The following is a 17,426-nucleotide window of genomic DNA, read 5'->3' as shown; positions in this document are numbered from 1 at the left end:
TTATCCCGCCAGAGGGGCATGGACGAGCGCACGGCTGGGCGCTAAGCTTGGGGCATGACTATCGAACGCAAGGCCCTTGTGGCCGACATCCCCGAACTGTGGGCACTGCGCACCCGCGCGGTTCGCGCCAGCTGCGCCTCCCACTATGCCCAGGACATCATCGACATGTGGTGCGCCGCCGCGCCGCCCGAGAAGATGGCAGCGCTGTTGGAGGCCGGTGGCGGGCTGCTAATGGAAGAAGCCGGGCAGGCGCTCGGCTTTGCGGTTCTGAACCTGGAAACGGGCGAACTCGATGCGGCCTTCGTCGATCCGGCCCAGCAGGGGCGCGGCATCGCGCGTCGCTTGCTGGCCTCGCTCGACGCGCTGGCGCTCGAACACGGCTTCCAGCGCCTGTTCCTGTCCGCCTCGCTCAATGCCGTGCCCTTCTACGAGAGCGCCGGCTACGTCGAAGTGCGGCGCGAGACTTACCCGCACCGCAGCGGCATCCAATTGGAATCGGTGTTCATGGAAAAGACGCTTCCATGCGCCTAGCATGGACCGGGACTGGCGGCCTCGCTACACTGGGCTGACGACGTCCAGGAGAGAAGATGGCCCGACCCTGTTTATCCGCCGCGCTGCTGGCGGCATGCTGTTCCCTGCCTTCGTTCGCATCGGCCCAGCAGGCCTGCAGTGACTACGGCGCAGAGCTGGCGACCATGGTCAGCGCCGACCAGGCGCTGCGCATGCGCGTCGACTTCCTCGACCAGGGAAACCCGGCTCAAGTGAAGCTGGCCGAGCAGATCATGCTGGTCGACCGCACCAACACGGAGCGCCTGAAGGCCTTGATCGCGCGCTGCGGCTGGCCGACCAAGGCCGCGCATGGCGAGCAGGCGCCGGAGGATGCGTGGCTGCTGGCACAGCATGCCGACCGCGACCTCGCCTTCCAGAAGCAGGTACTGGTGCTGATCGAAGAGGCGGCAGCGGCCAGCGGCGAGGGCATCAACAAGTCCTTCGCCTACCTGTACGACCGCGTGGCGGCGGCGGAACAGCGCCCGCAGCGCTACGGTACGCAGCTGTTTTCACCGTCGGGCAAGGCTTGCGATCTCGCATTCAAGCCGCTCGACGACCGCCAGAAGGTCGAGGAGCGGCGCGCCCAACTGGGACTGCCCTCACTGGAGGGCTACCTGCGGATAGTCAAGGAGCTGCAGCACTGCAACGGCGATCCGCACTATCCACAGCCGATAGCGGACGACGAGATCAAACGAAAGTAAAGGTCAGCTCTTCCGCCAGGCGCGATTTCGGCAGGCCGGCGTTGAAGTCCGCTTCCGAGTGATAGCCGAAGCTCGCCAGCACCACGCTGGCCAGGCCCTGTTCGTGCAAGCCGAATTCCTCGTCCAGGATCTTCTGATCAAAGCCTTCCATCGGCGTCGCGTCGATCCCGAGCGAGGCCGCACCCAGCAGGGCGGTGCCGAGCGCCAGGTAGACCTGCTTTTCCAGCCACTGCGGCATGTCGCGCGTGGTGTAGCGGTGCGTGCGCACATAGCCGCGGCGGCCCGCGTCCTGGCCGGCACGGGCGGCATCGTCACGGAAGCGGCCGTCGCGCGCTTCCTGCGCCAGCAGGCGCTCAAGGTGGGCGTCATCCATGTCGGTGCGCGAGCAGAACACGATCACGTGCGACGCATCGAGAATCTTCGAAGCGTTGTAGCCGTAGCCGCCCTGCGCCGCCTTGGCGACGCGCGCTTTGCCTTCCGGCGTACTGGCGACGATGAAGTGCCAGGGCTGCGAATTCACCGACGAAGGGCTGTGGCGCAGCAGGCTGCACACCTGTTGCATCAGTTCTTCGGGGACGCGGCGGGCGCTGTCGTAGGCCTTGGCGGTATGGCGTTTGCGGGCTGTTGCGAGAATATCCATCTGTGGTGCTTTCTTCGTTTGACTTAAAAATGTTCGAGCACGATCTTGCCGACCGCGCGGCCGCTCTCGATCAGGGTGTGGGCGCGGCGCAGGTTCTCGGCGTTGATGACGCCGAAGTGCTGGCCCAGGGTGGTGCGCAGGCTGCCCGCGTCGACCATGTCCGCCACGCGGCTCAAGAGTTCGTGCTGTTTGATCATGTCCGGCGTCTCGAACATCGAGCGTGTGAACATCAGTTCCCAGTGCAGCGAGATCGATTTGCGCTTGAGCGGCACCGCGTCGAGCTGGGCCGGATCGTCGATCAGGGCGAACTGGCCCTGCGGCGCCAGCACGTCGACGATGGCGTCGTAGTGCTGGTCGGTGTGGGTCAGGCTGATCACGATGTCGGCCGCCGGGATGCCGAGCGCCTCCAGCTGAGCGCGCAGCGGCTGGCCGTGGTCGATGACGTGGTGGGCGCCGAGTTCGCGCACCCAGTTGCGGGTCTCGTCGCGCGAGGCGGTGCCAATCACGGTGAGCGCGGTCAGCTGGCGCGCCAGCTGCACCAGGATCGAGCCGACGCCGCCGGCCGCGCCGATGATCAGGAGCGACTTGCCGGCGCCGCCGCCTTCAAGCACCTTGAGACGGTCGAACAGCAGTTCCCAAGCGGTGATCGCAGTCAGGGGCAGGGCGGCCGACTGGGCGAAGTCCAGCGTCGCGGGCTTGCGGCCAACGATGCGCTCATCGACCGTCTGGAACTGGCTGTTCGAGCCCGGGCGCAGCAGCGAGCCGGCGTAGAAGACTTCGTCGCCTTCCTTGAACAGGGTCACCTCGGCGCCGACGCCGCGCACGATGCCGCTCGCGTCCCAGCCCAGCACACGCGGCTCGGTGACGGCCACGCCGCGGCGGATCTTGGTGTCGACCGGGTTGACCGAGACGGCGCGCACTTCGACCAGCAGGTCGTGCGGACCGGCCAGCGGCATCGGCAGTTCCATATCCTTGAGCGACTGGGGGTCGCTGATGGGCAGGCCGTGCTGGGTATACACTACTGCTTTCATGTTGAATCTCCAGTAATTTTCACTTGCTGGGCATTCTAATTAGCACTCCAGGCAGGAAAAACCGGCCTGGAGCGATTTCACTTTCACAGCTAGAGAGAAAATGATCCGGCTTGACGACCTGGCGATGTTCGTCCGTTCCGCTGCCCTCGGCAGCTTTTCGAAGGCCGCGCGCGAGGTCAACCTGCTGCCCGGCCAGGCCAGCGCGGCAATTCAGCGCCTCGAGCGCGAGCTCGACATCCGCCTGTTCGCGCGCTCCACGCGCAGCCTGCGCCTGACCGAAGAGGGCAAGCGCTACCTGCCCTTCGCCCAGGACGCGCTGCAGGCCCTGCGCGATGGATCAGAGGGCATCCGGGGCGATGCCGCCTCCCTGAGCGGAACCCTGCAGATCGCCGCGCCGTCGGATTTCGGGCGCAACCTGCTGCTGCCCTGGATCTCCGAATTTCGCCGGGCGCACCCCAAGCTCGACATCCAGCTCTTGGTGTCGGACCAGGTGGCGGACGTGTTCCGCGACCCGGTCGACATCGCGGTGCGCTACGGCCAGATCGACGACGCCAGCTTCATCGCGCTGCCGATCGCGCCTGACAACCGGCGCGTGCTGGTGGCCTCGCCCGCCTACATCGCGCGCCACGGCCGTCCCGCCTCGCTCGACGAACTGGCTTCACATAACTGCCTGCAGTACCGCCTGCGCGGCCGCACCTACGACCGCTGGTCCTTCCCGACGCAGGAAGGGGCGCGCCTGGTGCAGGTGCGGGGAAACCTCGTCAGCGACGATGCCGACGTGGTGCGGCGCTGGGGACTGGCCGGCGAAGGCATCGTCTACAAATCCTGGCTCGATGTCAGCGCCGACGTGATGGAAGGGCGGCTGGAAGTGCTGCTGCCGGAGGTGGTGGGCGAGCTGACGCCGCTGAACCTGGTCTGCCCGCACCGCAAGCAGTTCTCGCCCGCGGTAAAGCTGCTGCACGCGCTGATCGAGGAGCGCTGCCGGCCCCTCGCGCGCAGCATTTAGGCAGCTTCGTTCATCTCGGCTGCCAGGGTGGCCACCAGTTCGCCCGCCGGCAGGGCGCGCGCCTGCGCGAAATTGGTGCCGCCCCAGTTGACGGAATAGTCCTGGTTGCCTTTGCTGGAGGCCGCCGCGTGCAGGGCCTTGGCGGCGTCGTAGGTGATCGGGTAGTCCGGCAGTGGCGGGTGGCCCTCGGCGCCGATCTCGCTAAATAGTTTATTCACGATGCCGCGCGCCGGACGTCCTGAGATGACGGCGCTCAGTTCCGTCCGCAGGCCTTCGCCCTGGGCGATCAGCGCACGGTGGTGAGGCGGCGCCGAGGATTCGGGGCAGGCGATGAAGGCGCTGCCCATCTGGACCGCGCTGGCGCCGTGGTAGAAGGCAGTGCGGATCTGCCTGCCGTCCATGATGCCGCCGGCTGCGACCAGCGGCAGCGATACCTTGTCAAGCAGCTGTTCCAGCAGCTCGAAGGTGGGCAGCGCCGGGTCGGGCTGGGCGGGGTCGAACATGCCGCGGTGCCCGCCCGCCTCGATGCCCTGGGCGACGATCACGTCGATGCCGGCCGCTTCGATACGCACCGCTTCGTCGAGCGAGGTCGCGGTGGTGAACAGGACGATGCCGGCGGCCTTGAGCGCGTCGATCCAGGCCTGTGGCGGCAGGCCGAAGTGAAAGCTGACCACGGCCGGGCGCTCTTCCAGCAGCAGCTGGAACATGGCTTCGTCGGCCAGGAAGCTGCGGTAGATCTCGCTCAGGGCGGCGGGCGGCTCGGCGCCGAAGCGGGCGAAGTGCGGGCGCAGCCAGTCGAGCCAGGCCGCTTCGCGCGCGGGGTCGCTGTGGGCCGGCGCATGGGTGAACACGTTGACGTTGAAGGGACGGTCGGTCTTCTCGCGCACCGTGGCGATCGCCGCGCGCGCCTGCTGGGCGTTGACGGTGCCGACGGCGATCGAGCCGAGCCCGCCCGCGTTGGAGACGGCGGCCGCCAGCGCCGGCGTCGAGACGCCCGCCATCGGGGCCTGGATGATGGGGTAGCGGATGTCCAGCTTCGACAGCAGGTCGTGGCGCATGATGCGGCTCCGGTTCAGGGTCCAGCCATGAGTATAGCCAGACCGGCGCGCTTACGCTCCGCGCACCAGCAGATACGCCAGCACCAGCATCAGCGAGCCGGTGCAGGCTTCGATCACGCGCCACACGGCCGGGCGGCCGAGCACGGAAGCGAAGCGCTGCGCGCCAAGGCCGAGCGCCGAGAACCACAGCACCGAGGCGGTCATCGCACCGAGGGCGAAGGACGGCCTGGCGTCGCCGGCCAGGCTGCTGCCGACCGCGCCGAGCAGCACCACGGTGTCGAGGTAGACGTGCGGGTTGAGCAGGGACAGCGCCAGTACGGTGGCCAGCGCGCGCCCGAGAGTGAGCGTCTTCGCTTCGTTAGATAGCTCGAGCGAAGCGCCGCCCTGCAGGCTGCTCTTCCAGCAGCGCCAGCCATACCAGACGAGGAAGATCGTGCCGCCGTAGCGCGCCACCGCCATCAGGGTGGGCGAGGCCTCCACCAGCGCGCCCAGGCCCGAGATCCCGAGTGCGATCAGCACCACGTCGACCACGATGCAGGTAAGGACCGTCGGCAGCATGTGCTGGCCGCGCACGCCGGTGCGGATCACGTGCGCGTTCTGTGCGCCGATGGCCATGATCAGGCTGGCGCCCAAGCCCAGCCCCTGCAGAAAAACCTGTTGCGAAAACATGATGCCCCTCACGAAAGTCACCATGCTCATCCAAACGGTGCCTAAATTCAAATATATTCATGATTTCTGAACTTAGTTAAGAAAAACTGATGCAGATCGATCCCCGCCGCAGCGCCGCCTTCCTCGCCGCCGTCGATACCGGAAGCCTGGAACTGGCCGCCGCCCAGCTTTCATTGAGCCCCTCGGCCGTCTCGCAGCGCATCTCGGCGCTGGAGCAGGACTTCGGCACGCCGCTGCTGGTGCGCAGCCGGCCCTGCCGCCCGACCGGCCCGGGCACGCGCCTGCTGCAGTACCTGCGCCGTTCGAGCCTGCTGGAAGCCGAATTCCTGGCCGAGATGGGCATGGACGAAGGGCCGGTGCGGGTGGCCATCGCGGTCAACAATGACACCCTCGCGACCTGGCTGCTGCCGCTGCTGGCACCGATCCTCGCAAGCGAGGAACTGCTGGTGGAGTTCGTGCTCGACAACCAGGGCCACACCTTCGCGCTCATGGCGCAGGGCCGGGTGGTGGCTTGCGTGGCGGGAGAGGCGACGCCGATGCACGGCTGCAGCGTCAGCCCGCTCGGCCTGATGCGCTACCGGATGGTGGCCTCGAAGGATTTCGCGGCGCAGTGGTTCGCCGACGGCTTCAACCGCGAGACCGCGCGGCGCGCGCCGGTGGTCGTGTTCGACCGCAAGGACTCGCTGCAATCTGCCTTCCTGCTGCGCCATTTCGGCCTGCCGGAAGGGGCCTATCCCTTCCATTACGTACCGGCCAGCGACCCCTTCGTGGATGCGATCCGCATCGGCATGGGCTACGGGATGCTGCCGATGGAGCAGTGCGGCGCCATGCTGGAGGCCGGCAGCCTGGTCGACTTGGCACCGGATCTGTACGTGGACGTGCCGCTGTACTGGCACGCCTGGCGCGTGCAGCCGCCGCGGCTGGAACGCATGGGCGCGGCGCTGGTGAAGGCGGCGCGCGCGGTGCTGCAGCAGCCTGGCTAGGCGCGCACCAGCTTCAGGCCCGGCTTGTTGCTGCGCTGCGGCCTGCGCGCGGGCGCCACCGGCCACCACTGGGCCACGCCCCACAGCAGTTCCGGCGCCAGGAACAGCCAGACCACGGGCAGCCGGCCGAGGACTAGCGCCCAGACCATCCAGGTCGCGAACAGGAAGCGCCCGGCGCCGTCGTAGCGTCCCAGCTCAAGGCTCGGCTCCAGCCAGCGCCGCACGGACCATAGCAGAACCAGGCTGCCCATCAGGCAGGTGATCAGGATGTGGATAGGGGCGAAGGGCGCCAGCGGCCCGCCGCCCAACCAGACGTTGAGATTCGAGAGCTGCGGATACAGCAGCCCGAAGCTCCAGGGCGTGGCGAAGGGCGCGATGATCAGCATGTCGAACAGGGCGCTGGCGCGCGTGATGCGCAGATAGGTGGGGAGGGTGACGGTCAGCATGGCGGGCTCCTGCGGCGGGAATGGCGCATTTCCGATGCTGGCACGCCTTGCGCATGAACTTCTTGCGATGGACGAAAAAAAGGGCTGGACGCCTGCACGTCCAGCCCCAAAGATGGAGAAGTTAAGACCGGTGTCGTTCAGCTGCCGATCCGGCCACCGTCATTCTTGGTGATGACGATGGTCGCCGAGCGCGGACGCTTGCCGGCGCCATAGCCCGCGTTCGACGGCCACTGGCTGGTGTACTTGGCCGGGTCCGCGATGTTGCTTGACGCCGTGGTTTCACCCGGGTGCTGGATGTTCACGAACAGGGCCTTGCCGTCCGGGGTCTCGGCGATGCCGGTAATCTCGCAGCCGACCGGGCCGACCAGGAAGCGCTTGAGCGTGTCCGCGCTGGCCGCCTTGCCGACGTAGGTGTCCACCGCCAGGGTCGTGCCGTTGGCGCGCGCATGGTTCAGCGTCACCTTCTTGCCGTCGCCCACGGTGCCCGGCAGGCCGGCCAGCATCATGCAGTTGGTAACGTCGGTGTAGGCGCCGTCGTCGGTCTGGATCCAGCAGATGCCGGTGGATGGGGTGAAGGCCAGGCCGTCCGGGCTCGAGAAGTCCTGGTCGGCGGTCAGGCTGGAGAGGTTCACGGTACCTGCCGGGGCGCCGGATTCGGCGCCGAACAGGTAGACGTCCCAGGTAAAGCCGGTGGCGGTCGAACCCGTAGCGCCTTCCTTGACTCGGATGATGTGGCCGTTCGGGTTGCCCACCTGCGCGGTCGTGCCCTTCATGTCGGTGTAGACGCGCGGGTTGGGGCCGTCCGGGGCGGACTGGCTGGAGCCGCTCGGCTCGACGCGGCGGTTGCTGTTGTTGGTCAGCGAGAAGTAGATCTCGCCGGTGCCCGGGTGCACCGAGCACCATTCCGGGCGGTCCATCTTGGTGGCCCCGACGGCGTCGGCGGCCAGCCGTGCATTGACCAGCACGTCGGCCTGGTCGGCGAACTTGTAGCCGGCGTAGGCGGCGATCGCGCTGTTGGCGATCGACAGTTCGATCCACTGGCCGCTGCCGTCGGCGGCGAACTTCGCCACATACAGCTTGCCGCTGTCGAGGTATTTGTCGCCGGTGGCGATGCGGTCGCTTGGGTTTGCGTCGGCGGCCGCCCACACGGCGTTCGAGACGAACTTGTAGATGTACTCGTTGCGCGAGTCGTCGCCCATGTACACGGCCAGCGGCTGGCCCACAACCGGTTTGCCGAACACGGCGCTCTCGTGCGCGTAGCGGCCCAGCGCGGTGCGCTTCTTGATTGGGCGGGTCTTGTCGTAGGCATCCATCTCGACGATGTAGCCCATGCCGTTCATCTCGTTGCGGTAGTCGTCGCTGCCGTCGATCGAAGCGCCCTTGCGGCTGATGTTCCAGCGCTGGTACTTGTCATCAAGCCCGCCGGTTTCCCAGCCGTGGCGCGAGGCGGCGCCGGCATCGCGGCCGTAGCGCTTGAGCGAGACGACGCTCTTGTCGTTGCCGCGCGCCGCATCGTCCGTCGCGGCGCGGGTGAAGTAGCCCGACCAGTTCTCTTCACCCGACAGGTAGGTGTTCCACGGGGTCTTGCCGGTGCCGCAGTTGTTCAGGGTGCCGCGGATCTTCGTGCCGTTGGTGGAGTACTTGGTGATCACCAGCGCATTGCCGCGCACCGGGCCCGAGATCTCGACCTCGGTCTGCTGGTGCACGCGGCGGTTGAAGCTCGAATCCTTCTGGTAGGCCCATTTGCCGCCGGCCAGGCGTACTTCGACCACGGACAGACCGTGCAGCGCCATTTCCTTGTCCACTTCCAGCGCTGGGCGCGGCAGGCTCTGGGTGCCGCCGTTCGCGTGCACGAAGTGCGAGGACAGCTTTTCGTCGGTGGTGGCTTCGTGGTTCATCGCCAGCAGGCCGCGGTCGTTGACCGTGGTGGAGGCGCCCCCAGTGGCGGAGAGCGGGAAGAATTCCATGCCGTCGTGGTGGTCGCCGGCGCGGTTCTCGAAGTCGGTGTCGGTGCCGTCGTTCTTGTACGCGGCGGCGCTGGCGGTGAGCGGGTCGCCCAGCGCGTACAGGACGCTGGCGGTGTAGCCGGCCGGGACCACCACGGTGTCGGCCAGGCTTTTGGAGACGGCGGCGAAGCCGAGCAGCTTTTCCTGCGGCGTGTTGTTGACCGGCGGGATCGGGGCGGTGACGGTGTCATTGTCCGAGCCGCCGCAGCCGCTCAGGCCGATGGCGCCCAGCAGGGCGGAAGCGGCCGTGGCGGCGCCGCCGCGCAGCAGGCTGCGGCGGCTCAGGCGGGCTTCCAGGACGGTGCTGAAGTGTTCGTTCGACGAAGCATGCGTATCGATGTCGTGGTCGACAGGGATGCGGGCGAAGTCGGTCGGCTTGTTCACGAGAGATCCTGTGGGTTGTTTGAAAAAGTCCGTGCATGGTAGGTAGCGCACATGACTGCTTCGTGACCATTCCATAACAGTTGTGTGACATCCGCTATCCGGCGACGGGCAGAAACTGGTCCGGATATACTGTTGGTACCCAACAAGGAATCCAGCATGCAGGACCACCGCGACGCCGTGCAGGCGCTCGACCCGGCCACCCTCGGCCACCAGTTGTTCGAAGCCAGTCCCGATTGCGTCAAGCTGCTCGACGCGGACGGCCGTATCGTCACGATGAACGGCAACGGCCTGCGCGCCATGGAGCTCGGAAGTATTGAGGCCGTGCTGGGCCAGCCCTGGCTCGCCCTGTGGCCGGAAGCAAGCCGGCCCGGCGTCGAGGCCGCGATGGCGGCGGCCCGCGCGACCGGCATCGGCCGCCTGCGCGCCGCCTGCCCGACGGCCGGCGGCACCCCGAAATGGTGGGACGTCACGGTCAGCCGCGTGGGCGAACACGGCCTGCTGGCCGCCTCGCGCGACATCACCGACCAGGTGGCGGCCGAGCAGGAGCGCACCGGCCTGGTGCGCGAACTGCGCGCCGCCAACCAGATGATGAAGGACGTGTTCCGCCAGGCGCCAGCCTTCATGTGCGTCGTCACCGGTCCGGACCACGTGTTTGAACTGGTCAACGAGCGCTACCTGCAGCTGGTGGGCGGACGCACCTCGGTCGGCCTGCCGCTGCGCGTGGCGCTGCCGGAAATCGCTGGCCAGGGCTTCATCGAACTGCTGGACGGGGTTTACCGCAGCGGCGAGCCGGTGCACGGCACGGATGTGGCGGTGATGCTGCAGCGCCAGCCGGGCGGCCCGCTGGAGCGGCGTTTCGTCGACCAGGTTTACATGCCGCTGCGCGATCCCGATGGCCGCGTCACCGGCATCCTGGTGCACGGCTTCGACGTCACCGACCGCAAGCTGGCGGAAATCGAACTGTACGAGAGCCGCGAACGCTTCCAGAAGATCGTCAGCCAGGCCGCGACCGGTGTGGTGCAGATGGATCCGGAAGGCCGCATCTGCCTGGTCAACCAGAAGTACTGCGAGATGGTGCAGCGTTCCGAAGCCGAGCTGCTGGGCGCGAGCGTGCTCGACGTCACAGCGCCGGACTCGGTGCCGGTGACGCTGGATGCGGTGCGCCTGCTGCGCGGCGGCGAAACCGGCGTGGTGGTCGACAAGGAATACCTGCGTCCCGACGGCAGCACGATGCCGGCCACCAGCAGCGTCAACGCGCTGCGTGGCCCGGACGGCGAATTCCAGGGCCTGGTGGCGATCGTGGTCGACACCACCGAAAGCCGGCGCGCCGCCGAGAAGCTGCGCGCCAGCGAGGAACGCTACCGCACCCTGTTCGAGTCGGTCGACCAGGGCTTCTGCATCTTCGACATGATCTTCGACGAAGAGGGGCGCCCGGTGGACTACCGCTTCCTCGAGATGAATCCAATGTTCGAAGCCCACACCGGCCTGCACGATGCGATCGGCAGGACGGCGAAGGAACTGGTTCCGGGCCTGGACGGGTTCTGGTTCGAAACTTATGGAAGGGTCGCCACCACGGGCGAGCCGGTGCGCTTCGAAAGCGAAGCGCCTTCGATGGACCGCTGGTTCGACGTGTACGCCAACCGCCTTGGGGGCCCGGAAAGCCGGCGGGTGGCGCTGCTGTTCACCGATATCACGGCGCGCAAGCAATCCGAGGAGACCCTGGTCAAGCTGGCCAGGGACCTGGCCGAGGCCGACCAGCGCAAGACCGAGTTCCTGGCCACGCTGGCGCACGAGCTGCGCAACCCGCTGGCGCCGATCCGCAGCGGCCTGTCGGTAATGCGCCTGAAGGGCGACAACGCCGCCTCGGTGGCGCGGGTGCGCGAGATGATGGAGCGCCAGGTCAGCCACATGGTGCACCTGATCGACGACCTGCTCGACGTCGCCCGCATCAGCGGCGGCAAGCTGGAACTCAAGAAGGAACACGCCGACCTGCGCGGCGTGCTGTCGAGCGCCGTGGAGACCAGCCTGCCGCTGATCGAGACCGGGCAGCACGAACTGTCGGTCGACATGCCGGACGCCGAGGTGCCGGCCGAGGTCGACGTCACCCGCATCGCCCAGGTGGTGGCCAACCTGCTCAACAACGCGGCCAAGTACACCCCGGCGGGCGGGCGCATCCGCCTGTCGCTGCAGGTCGAAAGCCAGCAAGCCGTCATCGAGGTCGCCGATAACGGGATCGGCATCCCGCAGGAAGCCCTTAGCATGGTGTTCGAGATGTTCAGCCAGGTCGGGCACCACCTCGAGCGCGCCCAGGGCGGCCTGGGCATCGGCCTGTCGCTGGTGCGGCGCCTGGTGGAGATGCACGGCGGGACGGTATCGGCCGCCAGCGGCGGCGCCCAGGCCGGCAGCGTGTTCACGGTGCGCCTGCCGCTGGCGAATGGCGCCCAGGACGCGCCGGCACTGGCCGCGGACGCCGCCGCCAGCGTCGCTGCTGAAGGCGCGCGCATCCTGGTGGTGGACGACAATATCGACGCCGCGACCACGCTGTCGATGCTGCTGGAAGCCTGCGGCTACACCACCCTGGTCGCGCACGACGGCATCGAAGCCCTGGCGGTGGCGCGCGCGTTCCGGCCGCAGGTGGCTTTCCTCGACATCGGCATGCCCGGCATGGACGGCTACGACACCGCACGCGCCATGCGCCAGCTGGACGGCCTGCGGGACCTGGTGCTGGTGGCGCTGACCGGCTGGGGTGCGGAAAGCGACCGCCGCAAGTCGAACGAGGCCGGCTTCAACCACCACCTGACCAAGCCGGTGCAGCTGGACGTGGTGCAGGAACTGCTGGCCGGCCTGCGCACCTGAGTTCAGGCCTGGCGCTGTCCCAGCGCGATGCAGGCGGCGCCGGCCAGCGCCAGCGCCACGCCGGCATAGTCGGTCCATACCGGCTTGATCCCGTCCACCACCCACAGCCAGGCCAGCGCGGTCGCGATGTAGACCGCGCCATAACTGGCGTAAACCCGGCCGCTGGCGGCGGGATGCAGGGTCAAGAGCCACACGAAGGCGACCAGGCTCAAGGCCGCCGGCAGCAGCAACCAGGCGGAACCCTTCCCGGTCAGCCACAGCAGCGGCAGGTAGCAGCCGAGCAGCTCGGCGATGGCGGTCACGAAGAACAGGCCGGCCATGCGGCCGAGGGGCAAGAGGTCGAAAGGCATCGCGCGGACGGCTGTGGAAAACGCCTATCTTATCCTCAGCCGCCTTTCACGGCCGCCTGCGCTTCGAACCACTGTCGGCTGGCGGCATCCGCGGGAAAGAAGGATTCCAGGCGCAATTCGTGCACGGTGACGTCGTGCGGCGTGCCCAAGGTGGTGATCGTCGTGAACAAATTCAGCGTGACCTCGTCCTTTTTTAACTGAACCGGCAGGAAGGGCAGGGCGCGGCGGTCGAGGTTGGGCGCGCTCGCGGCCGCGGCGATGCCGGGCAGCGCCATCAGCTCGTCCAGCAGTCGCGTGGCCTCACTGCCGGGACCATCGCCCATGGCTTCGCGCTGCACCCACTGCAGCAGGTCGGTGCAGACGTCTTCCCAGTTCACCAGGTGGCGGCGCAGGCCGTTCGGGTCGAGGGTCAGCTTCAGGACGTTGACCGAGCCGTCGCGCGGGATCGGCGCGTGGGCCGGCATGCCAAGGAACCAGCGCATCATGCGCGCCGCCGGTTCATTGGCCATCACCAGGTTCCACAGGCGGTCGACCACCAGGGCCGGATAGGGCGCCTGCTGGGCCAGCATGAAGTCGAGCGCCTGCATCACCGACGCCAGTTCTGGATCGGACAGGCTGCGCTCGCGGTAGGCGGGCGCGAAGCCGGCCGCCAGCAGCATGGCGTTGCGCTGGCGCAGCGGGATGTCGAGCACCAGGCCGAGTTTCAGGATCAGATCGCGCCCCGGCTGCGCCCTGCCCGTCTCCAGGAAGCTCAGGTGGCGCTGCGAGATGCCGGCGTCCACCGACAGCCGCAGCTGGCTCAGCCCGCGCTTGCCGCGCCAGTAGCGCAGCGCGGCGGCGAAATCGCTGAAGTACTGGTTTTCCACTGCGGCGGTATCCACGCGTCCTCCCTATCATGATTGCGGCCGATTGTGGCCCGGATCTCAAGCCTTGTCGAGAAAGCCGGTGACACTGGCCAGGCGACCGTCGCCGGCCACCACGGCGATATCGGTGCCGTGGGCGACGCTGTCGCCGTCCGGCGCGCGCAGGGTCCAGGAGAAGCGCACCACGTTGTTGTGGCCGTCCGGGACGCCCGCCAGCTCGAAGCGGTGGCCGGGGAAGTGCTGCTGGGCGCCGGAGATCAGGGATTCGATCCCTTCGTGGCCGCTGCCCTGCATCATCGGGTCGACGTAGCGGGCATTGGCGGTGAACAGCTGGCGCACGTGGGCGCGGCGGGCGGCGCCATCGGCTTCATTCCAGGCGTCCAGGTACTGGCGGGCGATGCTGCTTGCGTTGTTCATGATCTTCTCCTGTGGTGGTTGGCGTTTCGACAGGTGCCATTCTCGGCAACGCGGCAGGAGCTGGCGATTACCTCGCAGGTAATGGAAGCCCTGCGCCACCGATTTTCAATCCGGCGTATCCTCGCCGGGTAGCCAATCAAATCGGGTGTGACAAGGTGAGCGAGCAGACACTATCGGCAATCAAGCTCGGCGCGCAGCAGCTGGCGGACGTGGTCACGCTGCCGGCCCAGCAGCGCTACCTGCGCTTCGTCGAGCAGGTGGCGCAGACGAACGAGGTATGGGGGCTGTACCGCGACGGTTGGGCGCTGGCCAAGACCGACGACGGCACCCTGGTGTTCGCCATGTGGCCGGCCAGCGAGTTCGCCGACCTGTGCGCGGAATACGAATGGGACGGCTACGAGCCGCACGCCTTCCCGCTGGACGACCTGATGAGCGACCTGCTGCCCCAGCTGGAAGAAGACGGCGTCTTGCCCGGCATTTTCTACACGCCGGGCGACCGCGGCTTGACGCCGACACCCACCATGCTGCGGGTCGACCTCGAACGCGAGATGGACAAGCACTGAGCTTTACAACATCGGATCGAGCTCGTAGCGCACGTCGCGCCGGTCCTCGGTCTGCAGTCCCTCGACCAGGTAGGCATCCCAGCCCAGCCGCCCTTCCTCGCCCGCCAGCCGCACGTTGCGCACGTCGGCCGCCAGCAAGACCAGTTCCACTTCGTATTCGAGCGACAGGCCGGTAAACATCGCCAGCATGCTGCGCAGGGCGCGCGCAGCCAGGCCACCGGGCAGGAAGCCGTTGAAGCCGGCCCGGTCGAGTGGTCCCACGACCAGCCGCAGGCGCAGGTCGCGCTGCCAGACGCGGGCGCCGGCGATGGCCCCGGCGCCCAGCACCGCATTGTCGCTGCCGAGGATGGTCTGCTGGGCGGCGGGCACGTCGTACCAGCAGCCGACGAACTGCTCGGCCACGATGTGCTGCCCGAAGTACTCGGACAGCACGCGCGCCAGCTGCACGCTCGAGGCCGGACGCTGGCGCACCGAAGAAGCAAAATACGCAATCGACTCGTCCAGCACCGCGCCTTCTTCATTACCCGACAGGCGCCGGCGCAGCGCACCGTCACCCAGGCCGGCAAGGCTGAGGAGCAAAGGCAGGAAGGCGTCCTGGCCGTCGAGCTGGTATTGCAGCGCCAGCCGGTACTTGCGCCAGGCCGCATAAAACAGGGCCAGCGAGCGGTTCGAAAAGGTGTCCAGGAAGGCCCGCGCACCTTCCACCTCGGTTTCTCCCTTTTCCAGTGACTGGTGCTCGGCGATGCGCTCCGTGTAGTGCAGCGGCAGCACGCCCTGGCCGCCCAGCAGGCCCATGAAGGCGGGCGTCAGGCGCAGGTACTTGAGCGCCCCATCCTGCAGCGCGGCGGCGAGCGCTTGCGGCTGGGCGCCCAGCTCGCGCGGCTCGGCCTGCACGCTTTCCAACTGGCTGGCCGGGAAGCCCAGCGACACCGAATTCTGGAAGCGCAGGAACTGCGCCACCAGATCATGCGAGGGCTTGCCGCGGCGGCGCAGCCACAGTTCCAGCATGCGCACCGCCTGCACGTACTCGAAGCGGTAGGGCTCGCGGAACAGGCGCTCGATTACAGCAGGCTCAAATCGCCGCTGCGTGGCTGGCATGTGAATAAGTCCTCTCCGGTTTTGCTGGATGCGATCACCAGTTGAGTGAAGCTGTTGGCGTGCACGTACAGGGCCAGGAAACGCTCGACGATCTGGGCGAAGGCGTGGATGCCGCTGCCGACAAACGCCTCCTCGTCGATCGTGAGCCGTACTTCGACCCCGCGCACCAGGCAGGTGAAGGGATTCCCGGCCAGCCAGGCGGTGGTGGGACGCTGCGCGATCGCCTTGATGCCGCCGATCTGGCGCTGCGAGGACGGGGAACGCGGCAGGTCGTACAGCGCCAGCATCTCGCGGAAGGCGTCGACGCCGCCGTCGGCCAGCGACAGGTGATTGAGCGCCAGGTGCGAGATCAGCCGCCAGTGGGCGCCGCGCCCGCGCGCGAAACGGTACGAGGACGAGGGCTTGCGCAGGAAGGCGATCGAACGCAGGCTCGAGCCGCCTTCCAGGAACAGGTCGCCGCCCTGCTGGCCGTAACTGAGGGCGGCGGGCAGGTCGCGGTTGGTGCAGGTCAGCTCGATGTTGAGCGTGTCGGTCTCCACCTCGGCCGGATCGAAGTCGATGTCGACGATCGCCACCTGGGTCTCGAAACCCGGGCTCTTGTCGGCCAGCGATTCGTCGCGCCGGATCGCGTAATAGTGGCCGGCGTCCTCCGGCGTCTGCGCGTGCTTCAGCGCGTAATAGGGGCGGAACTGCACCAGCGCTTCGCCCTGCGGGGTCTGGCGGATCAGGCTCAGGGATTCGATCGCAACTACCTCGTAGGCAAAGGCGCGGCGGGCGTCGGCCAGCACCGGATAGCTGGCGGTGGTGTGGGTGACGCGGATCGGTTCCCCGCGCTGGCGGAACAGGTTGATCACCGGCGTGCAGCCCAGCAGCACGTTGTTGGTGGACAGGGTGCCCAGCATGCGCGCGATGTTCGAATCCGAACGCAGGCCGGTGAGCGCCAGGTGCAGGGTAAGCGTACGTGCCCCGGCCGGCGCCTGCGCGGCCAGCGCGCGCAAGTCGATATCGAAGAAGTTGAACTTCTCGGGGAAGCAGAAGTACTCGGTCAGCAGGCGGTAGGCGGCGTGCGAGCGCGCCGGGAAATCGATCAGGGATTCCTCTTCGCCGAAGCCGGCTGCCTGCACGGGAATCGCGGCCAGCTGGGTCCAGCGCCCGCTGTCGTCGGCTTCGACATAGGCGGCAACGCTGCGCATGAACAGGGCGTCGCGCAGGGCGGCGCAGAACGAGGGTTCGCCATCGATGAAGACGCGTAGCGCCGGCAACTCGAGCTGGGCGATCGCCCCCTGCTCGGCGGTGCAGGACAGGGTGAGGCTGATGCTGGAGGACGCATTGCCCGGCAGGCGCACCGCTTCGGGAGCGTCGATGATGGCCGAGAAGCGTGCGCGCGAGAGCGCCAGCGGCGCCACCGTGACTGGATACACGGTACGGAAGGTGCAGGCCGCGCCGCGCACCGGTCGGGTATTCAGCTGGGTGCCGCGCGCGATCACGCTGCTGCCTGCCTGCTTGGCGGCGCCGCCGAAGTCCATGCGCGCGATCGAGCACGAAGGGAAGGGCCGCAGGTAGTGCGGATACAGCACCTCGAACAGGGCTTCGGTGAATTCGGGATAGTCGTCGTCGAGGCGCTTGGCGATGCGCGCATTGAGCAGCGCGAAGGATTCGATCATGCGCTCGGTGTGCGGGTCTTCGCACACTTCGCCGCTGATCAGGAGGCGTCCGGCGATGCGCGGATAGCGCTCGGCGAATTCGCGCAGGTTGCGGCGCAGGTAACCGAGTTCGCTTTCGTAATAAGGCAGCATCTGTTCCATC

General features: G+C 67.6%; 17 protein-coding genes. 6 read left to right on the top strand and 11 right to left on the bottom strand.

Annotated elements, in window-relative coordinates; genetic code table 11:
• Nucleotides 1-54: 54 nt before the first annotated feature.
• Nucleotides 55-531, top strand: a complete 477-nt coding sequence (locus GV068_RS15395) for a GNAT family N-acetyltransferase (RefSeq protein WP_159699478.1) — start codon at nucleotides 55-57, stop codon at nucleotides 529-531.
• Nucleotides 532-587: 56 nt separating this feature from the next.
• Nucleotides 588-1,250 carry a DUF6624 domain-containing protein gene (locus tag GV068_RS15390; protein ID WP_159699475.1) on the top strand — a complete coding sequence of 221 codons (663 nt, stop codon included), beginning with the start codon at nucleotides 588-590 and terminating at the stop codon, nucleotides 1,248-1,250.
• Here the strand turns inward: GV068_RS15390 and nfsB are convergent.
• Together nfsB and GV068_RS15380 are read right to left on the bottom strand one after the other, a co-directional pair.
• Complete coding sequence (gene nfsB / locus GV068_RS15385) at nucleotides 1,237-1,890, bottom strand: oxygen-insensitive NAD(P)H nitroreductase (RefSeq protein ID WP_159699472.1); 654 nt, start codon at nucleotides 1,888-1,890, stop codon at nucleotides 1,237-1,239. The genes GV068_RS15390 and nfsB overlap by 14 nt on opposite strands.
• Before the next feature lie 23 nt (nucleotides 1,891-1,913).
• Nucleotides 1,914-2,921, bottom strand: a complete 1,008-nt coding sequence (locus GV068_RS15380; RefSeq protein WP_159699469.1) for a zinc-binding alcohol dehydrogenase family protein — start codon at nucleotides 2,919-2,921, stop codon at nucleotides 1,914-1,916.
• A gap of 100 nt (nucleotides 2,922-3,021) precedes the next feature.
• Between GV068_RS15380 and GV068_RS15375 the strand changes: the two genes are divergently transcribed.
• Nucleotides 3,022-3,927: a LysR family transcriptional regulator gene (locus tag GV068_RS15375; RefSeq protein WP_159699466.1), complete on the top strand. Its 906-nt coding sequence runs from the start codon at nucleotides 3,022-3,024 to the stop codon at nucleotides 3,925-3,927.
• Here GV068_RS15375 and GV068_RS15370 read toward each other — a convergent pair.
• Nucleotides 3,924-4,985, bottom strand: coding sequence for a nitronate monooxygenase family protein (locus GV068_RS15370; RefSeq protein WP_159699463.1), 1,062 nt, complete (start codon nucleotides 4,983-4,985; stop codon nucleotides 3,924-3,926). The genes GV068_RS15375 and GV068_RS15370 overlap by 4 nt on opposite strands.
• A 51-nt stretch (nucleotides 4,986-5,036) precedes the next feature.
• Entirely contained in the window at nucleotides 5,037-5,654 is a 618-nt protein-coding gene (locus GV068_RS15365) for a LysE/ArgO family amino acid transporter (RefSeq protein ID WP_159699460.1), read from the bottom strand.
• An 89-nt stretch (nucleotides 5,655-5,743) separates the two neighbouring features.
• Between GV068_RS15365 and GV068_RS15360 the strand changes: the two genes are divergently transcribed.
• Nucleotides 5,744-6,637, top strand: a complete 894-nt coding sequence (locus GV068_RS15360) for a LysR family transcriptional regulator ArgP (RefSeq protein WP_159699457.1) — start codon at nucleotides 5,744-5,746, stop codon at nucleotides 6,635-6,637.
• Here the strand turns inward: GV068_RS15360 and GV068_RS15355 are convergent.
• Entirely contained in the window at nucleotides 6,634-7,083 is a 450-nt protein-coding gene (locus tag GV068_RS15355) for a hypothetical protein (RefSeq protein ID WP_159699454.1), read from the bottom strand. The two genes, GV068_RS15360 and GV068_RS15355, sit on opposite strands and share 4 nt — an antisense overlap.
• 137 nt (nucleotides 7,084-7,220) lie before the next feature.
• Nucleotides 7,221-9,473, bottom strand: a complete 2,253-nt coding sequence (locus GV068_RS15350; protein WP_229464228.1) for a PhoX family phosphatase — start codon at nucleotides 9,471-9,473, stop codon at nucleotides 7,221-7,223.
• A gap of 156 nt (nucleotides 9,474-9,629) precedes the next feature.
• Here GV068_RS15350 and GV068_RS15345 point away from each other — a divergent pair, with 156 nt between their 5' ends.
• Nucleotides 9,630-12,329 (top strand): PAS domain-containing protein, encoded by a 2,700-nt coding sequence (locus GV068_RS15345; RefSeq protein WP_159699448.1) that lies wholly within the window; start codon nucleotides 9,630-9,632, stop codon nucleotides 12,327-12,329.
• 2 nt (nucleotides 12,330-12,331) lie between these two features.
• Here the strand turns inward: GV068_RS15345 and GV068_RS15340 are convergent, their stop codons facing one another.
• From GV068_RS15340 to GV068_RS15330, 3 genes are read right to left on the bottom strand one after another with little or no spacing between them, the layout of a single operon-like run.
• Nucleotides 12,332-12,679: a YnfA family protein gene (locus GV068_RS15340; RefSeq protein WP_229464226.1), complete on the bottom strand. Its 348-nt coding sequence runs from the start codon at nucleotides 12,677-12,679 to the stop codon at nucleotides 12,332-12,334.
• 35 nt (nucleotides 12,680-12,714) lie between these two features.
• Nucleotides 12,715-13,560 (bottom strand): helix-turn-helix domain-containing protein, encoded by an 846-nt coding sequence (locus tag GV068_RS15335; protein ID WP_201303297.1) that lies wholly within the window; start codon nucleotides 13,558-13,560, stop codon nucleotides 12,715-12,717.
• A 42-nt stretch (nucleotides 13,561-13,602) separates the two neighbouring features.
• Nucleotides 13,603-13,959 carry a nuclear transport factor 2 family protein gene (locus tag GV068_RS15330; protein WP_159699445.1) on the bottom strand — a complete coding sequence of 119 codons (357 nt, stop codon included), beginning with the start codon at nucleotides 13,957-13,959 and terminating at the stop codon, nucleotides 13,603-13,605.
• A gap of 155 nt (nucleotides 13,960-14,114) precedes the next feature.
• On the opposite strand from GV068_RS15330, the gene GV068_RS15325 reads away from it, so the two are divergent.
• Nucleotides 14,115-14,522 carry a DUF2750 domain-containing protein gene (locus GV068_RS15325; protein WP_201303296.1) on the top strand — a complete coding sequence of 136 codons (408 nt, stop codon included), beginning with the start codon at nucleotides 14,115-14,117 and terminating at the stop codon, nucleotides 14,520-14,522.
• Nucleotides 14,523-14,525: 3 nt separating this feature from the next.
• On the opposite strand, the gene tssG is transcribed toward GV068_RS15325, so the two are convergent.
• Together tssG and tssF are read right to left on the bottom strand one after the other, a co-directional pair.
• Nucleotides 14,526-15,620 carry a type VI secretion system baseplate subunit TssG gene (tssG, locus tag GV068_RS15320; protein WP_159699442.1) on the bottom strand — a complete coding sequence of 365 codons (1,095 nt, stop codon included), beginning with the start codon at nucleotides 15,618-15,620 and terminating at the stop codon, nucleotides 14,526-14,528.
• Nucleotides 15,584-17,425: a type VI secretion system baseplate subunit TssF gene (gene tssF / locus GV068_RS15315; RefSeq protein WP_159699439.1), complete on the bottom strand. Its 1,842-nt coding sequence runs from the start codon at nucleotides 17,423-17,425 to the stop codon at nucleotides 15,584-15,586. The genes tssG and tssF overlap by 37 nt, the downstream gene beginning before the upstream one ends.
• Nucleotide 17,426 lies beyond the last annotated feature (1 nt).

The organism is Massilia sp. 9I (genome assembly GCF_902506415.1).
Lineage (GTDB): Bacteria > Pseudomonadota > Gammaproteobacteria > Burkholderiales > Burkholderiaceae_D > Telluria.
The sequence above is the reverse complement of the archived record's forward strand: the minus strand, read 5'-3'. Positions and strand labels throughout refer to the sequence as shown.

What these genes read in the sequence shown, in the direction of transcription:
- GV068_RS15395 (WP_159699478.1), top strand. Translation starts at nt 55, where the DNA reads ATGACTATCGAACGCAAGGCCCTTGTGGCCGACATCCCCGAACTGTGG.
- GV068_RS15390 (WP_159699475.1), top strand. Translation starts at nt 588, where the DNA reads ATGGCCCGACCCTGTTTATCCGCCGCGCTGCTGGCGGCATGCTGTTCC.
- nfsB (WP_159699472.1), bottom strand. Translation starts at nt 1,890, where the DNA reads ATGGATATTCTCGCAACAGCCCGCAAACGCCATACCGCCAAGGCCTAC.
- GV068_RS15380 (WP_159699469.1), bottom strand. Translation starts at nt 2,921, where the DNA reads ATGAAAGCAGTAGTGTATACCCAGCACGGCCTGCCCATCAGCGACCCC.
- GV068_RS15375 (WP_159699466.1), top strand. Translation starts at nt 3,022, where the DNA reads ATGATCCGGCTTGACGACCTGGCGATGTTCGTCCGTTCCGCTGCCCTC.
- GV068_RS15370 (WP_159699463.1), bottom strand. Translation starts at nt 4,985, where the DNA reads ATGCGCCACGACCTGCTGTCGAAGCTGGACATCCGCTACCCCATCATC.
- GV068_RS15365 (WP_159699460.1), bottom strand. Translation starts at nt 5,654, where the DNA reads ATGTTTTCGCAACAGGTTTTTCTGCAGGGGCTGGGCTTGGGCGCCAGC.
- GV068_RS15360 (WP_159699457.1), top strand. Translation starts at nt 5,744, where the DNA reads ATGCAGATCGATCCCCGCCGCAGCGCCGCCTTCCTCGCCGCCGTCGAT.
- GV068_RS15355 (WP_159699454.1), bottom strand. Translation starts at nt 7,083, where the DNA reads ATGCTGACCGTCACCCTCCCCACCTATCTGCGCATCACGCGCGCCAGC.
- GV068_RS15345 (WP_159699448.1), top strand. Translation starts at nt 9,630, where the DNA reads ATGCAGGACCACCGCGACGCCGTGCAGGCGCTCGACCCGGCCACCCTC.
- GV068_RS15340 (WP_229464226.1), bottom strand. Translation starts at nt 12,679, where the DNA reads ATGCCTTTCGACCTCTTGCCCCTCGGCCGCATGGCCGGCCTGTTCTTC.
- GV068_RS15330 (WP_159699445.1), bottom strand. Translation starts at nt 13,959, where the DNA reads ATGAACAACGCAAGCAGCATCGCCCGCCAGTACCTGGACGCCTGGAAT.
- tssG (WP_159699442.1), bottom strand. Translation starts at nt 15,620, where the DNA reads ATGCCAGCCACGCAGCGGCGATTTGAGCCTGCTGTAATCGAGCGCCTG.
- tssF (WP_159699439.1), bottom strand. Translation starts at nt 17,425, where the DNA reads ATGGAACAGATGCTGCCTTATTACGAAAGCGAACTCGGTTACCTGCGC.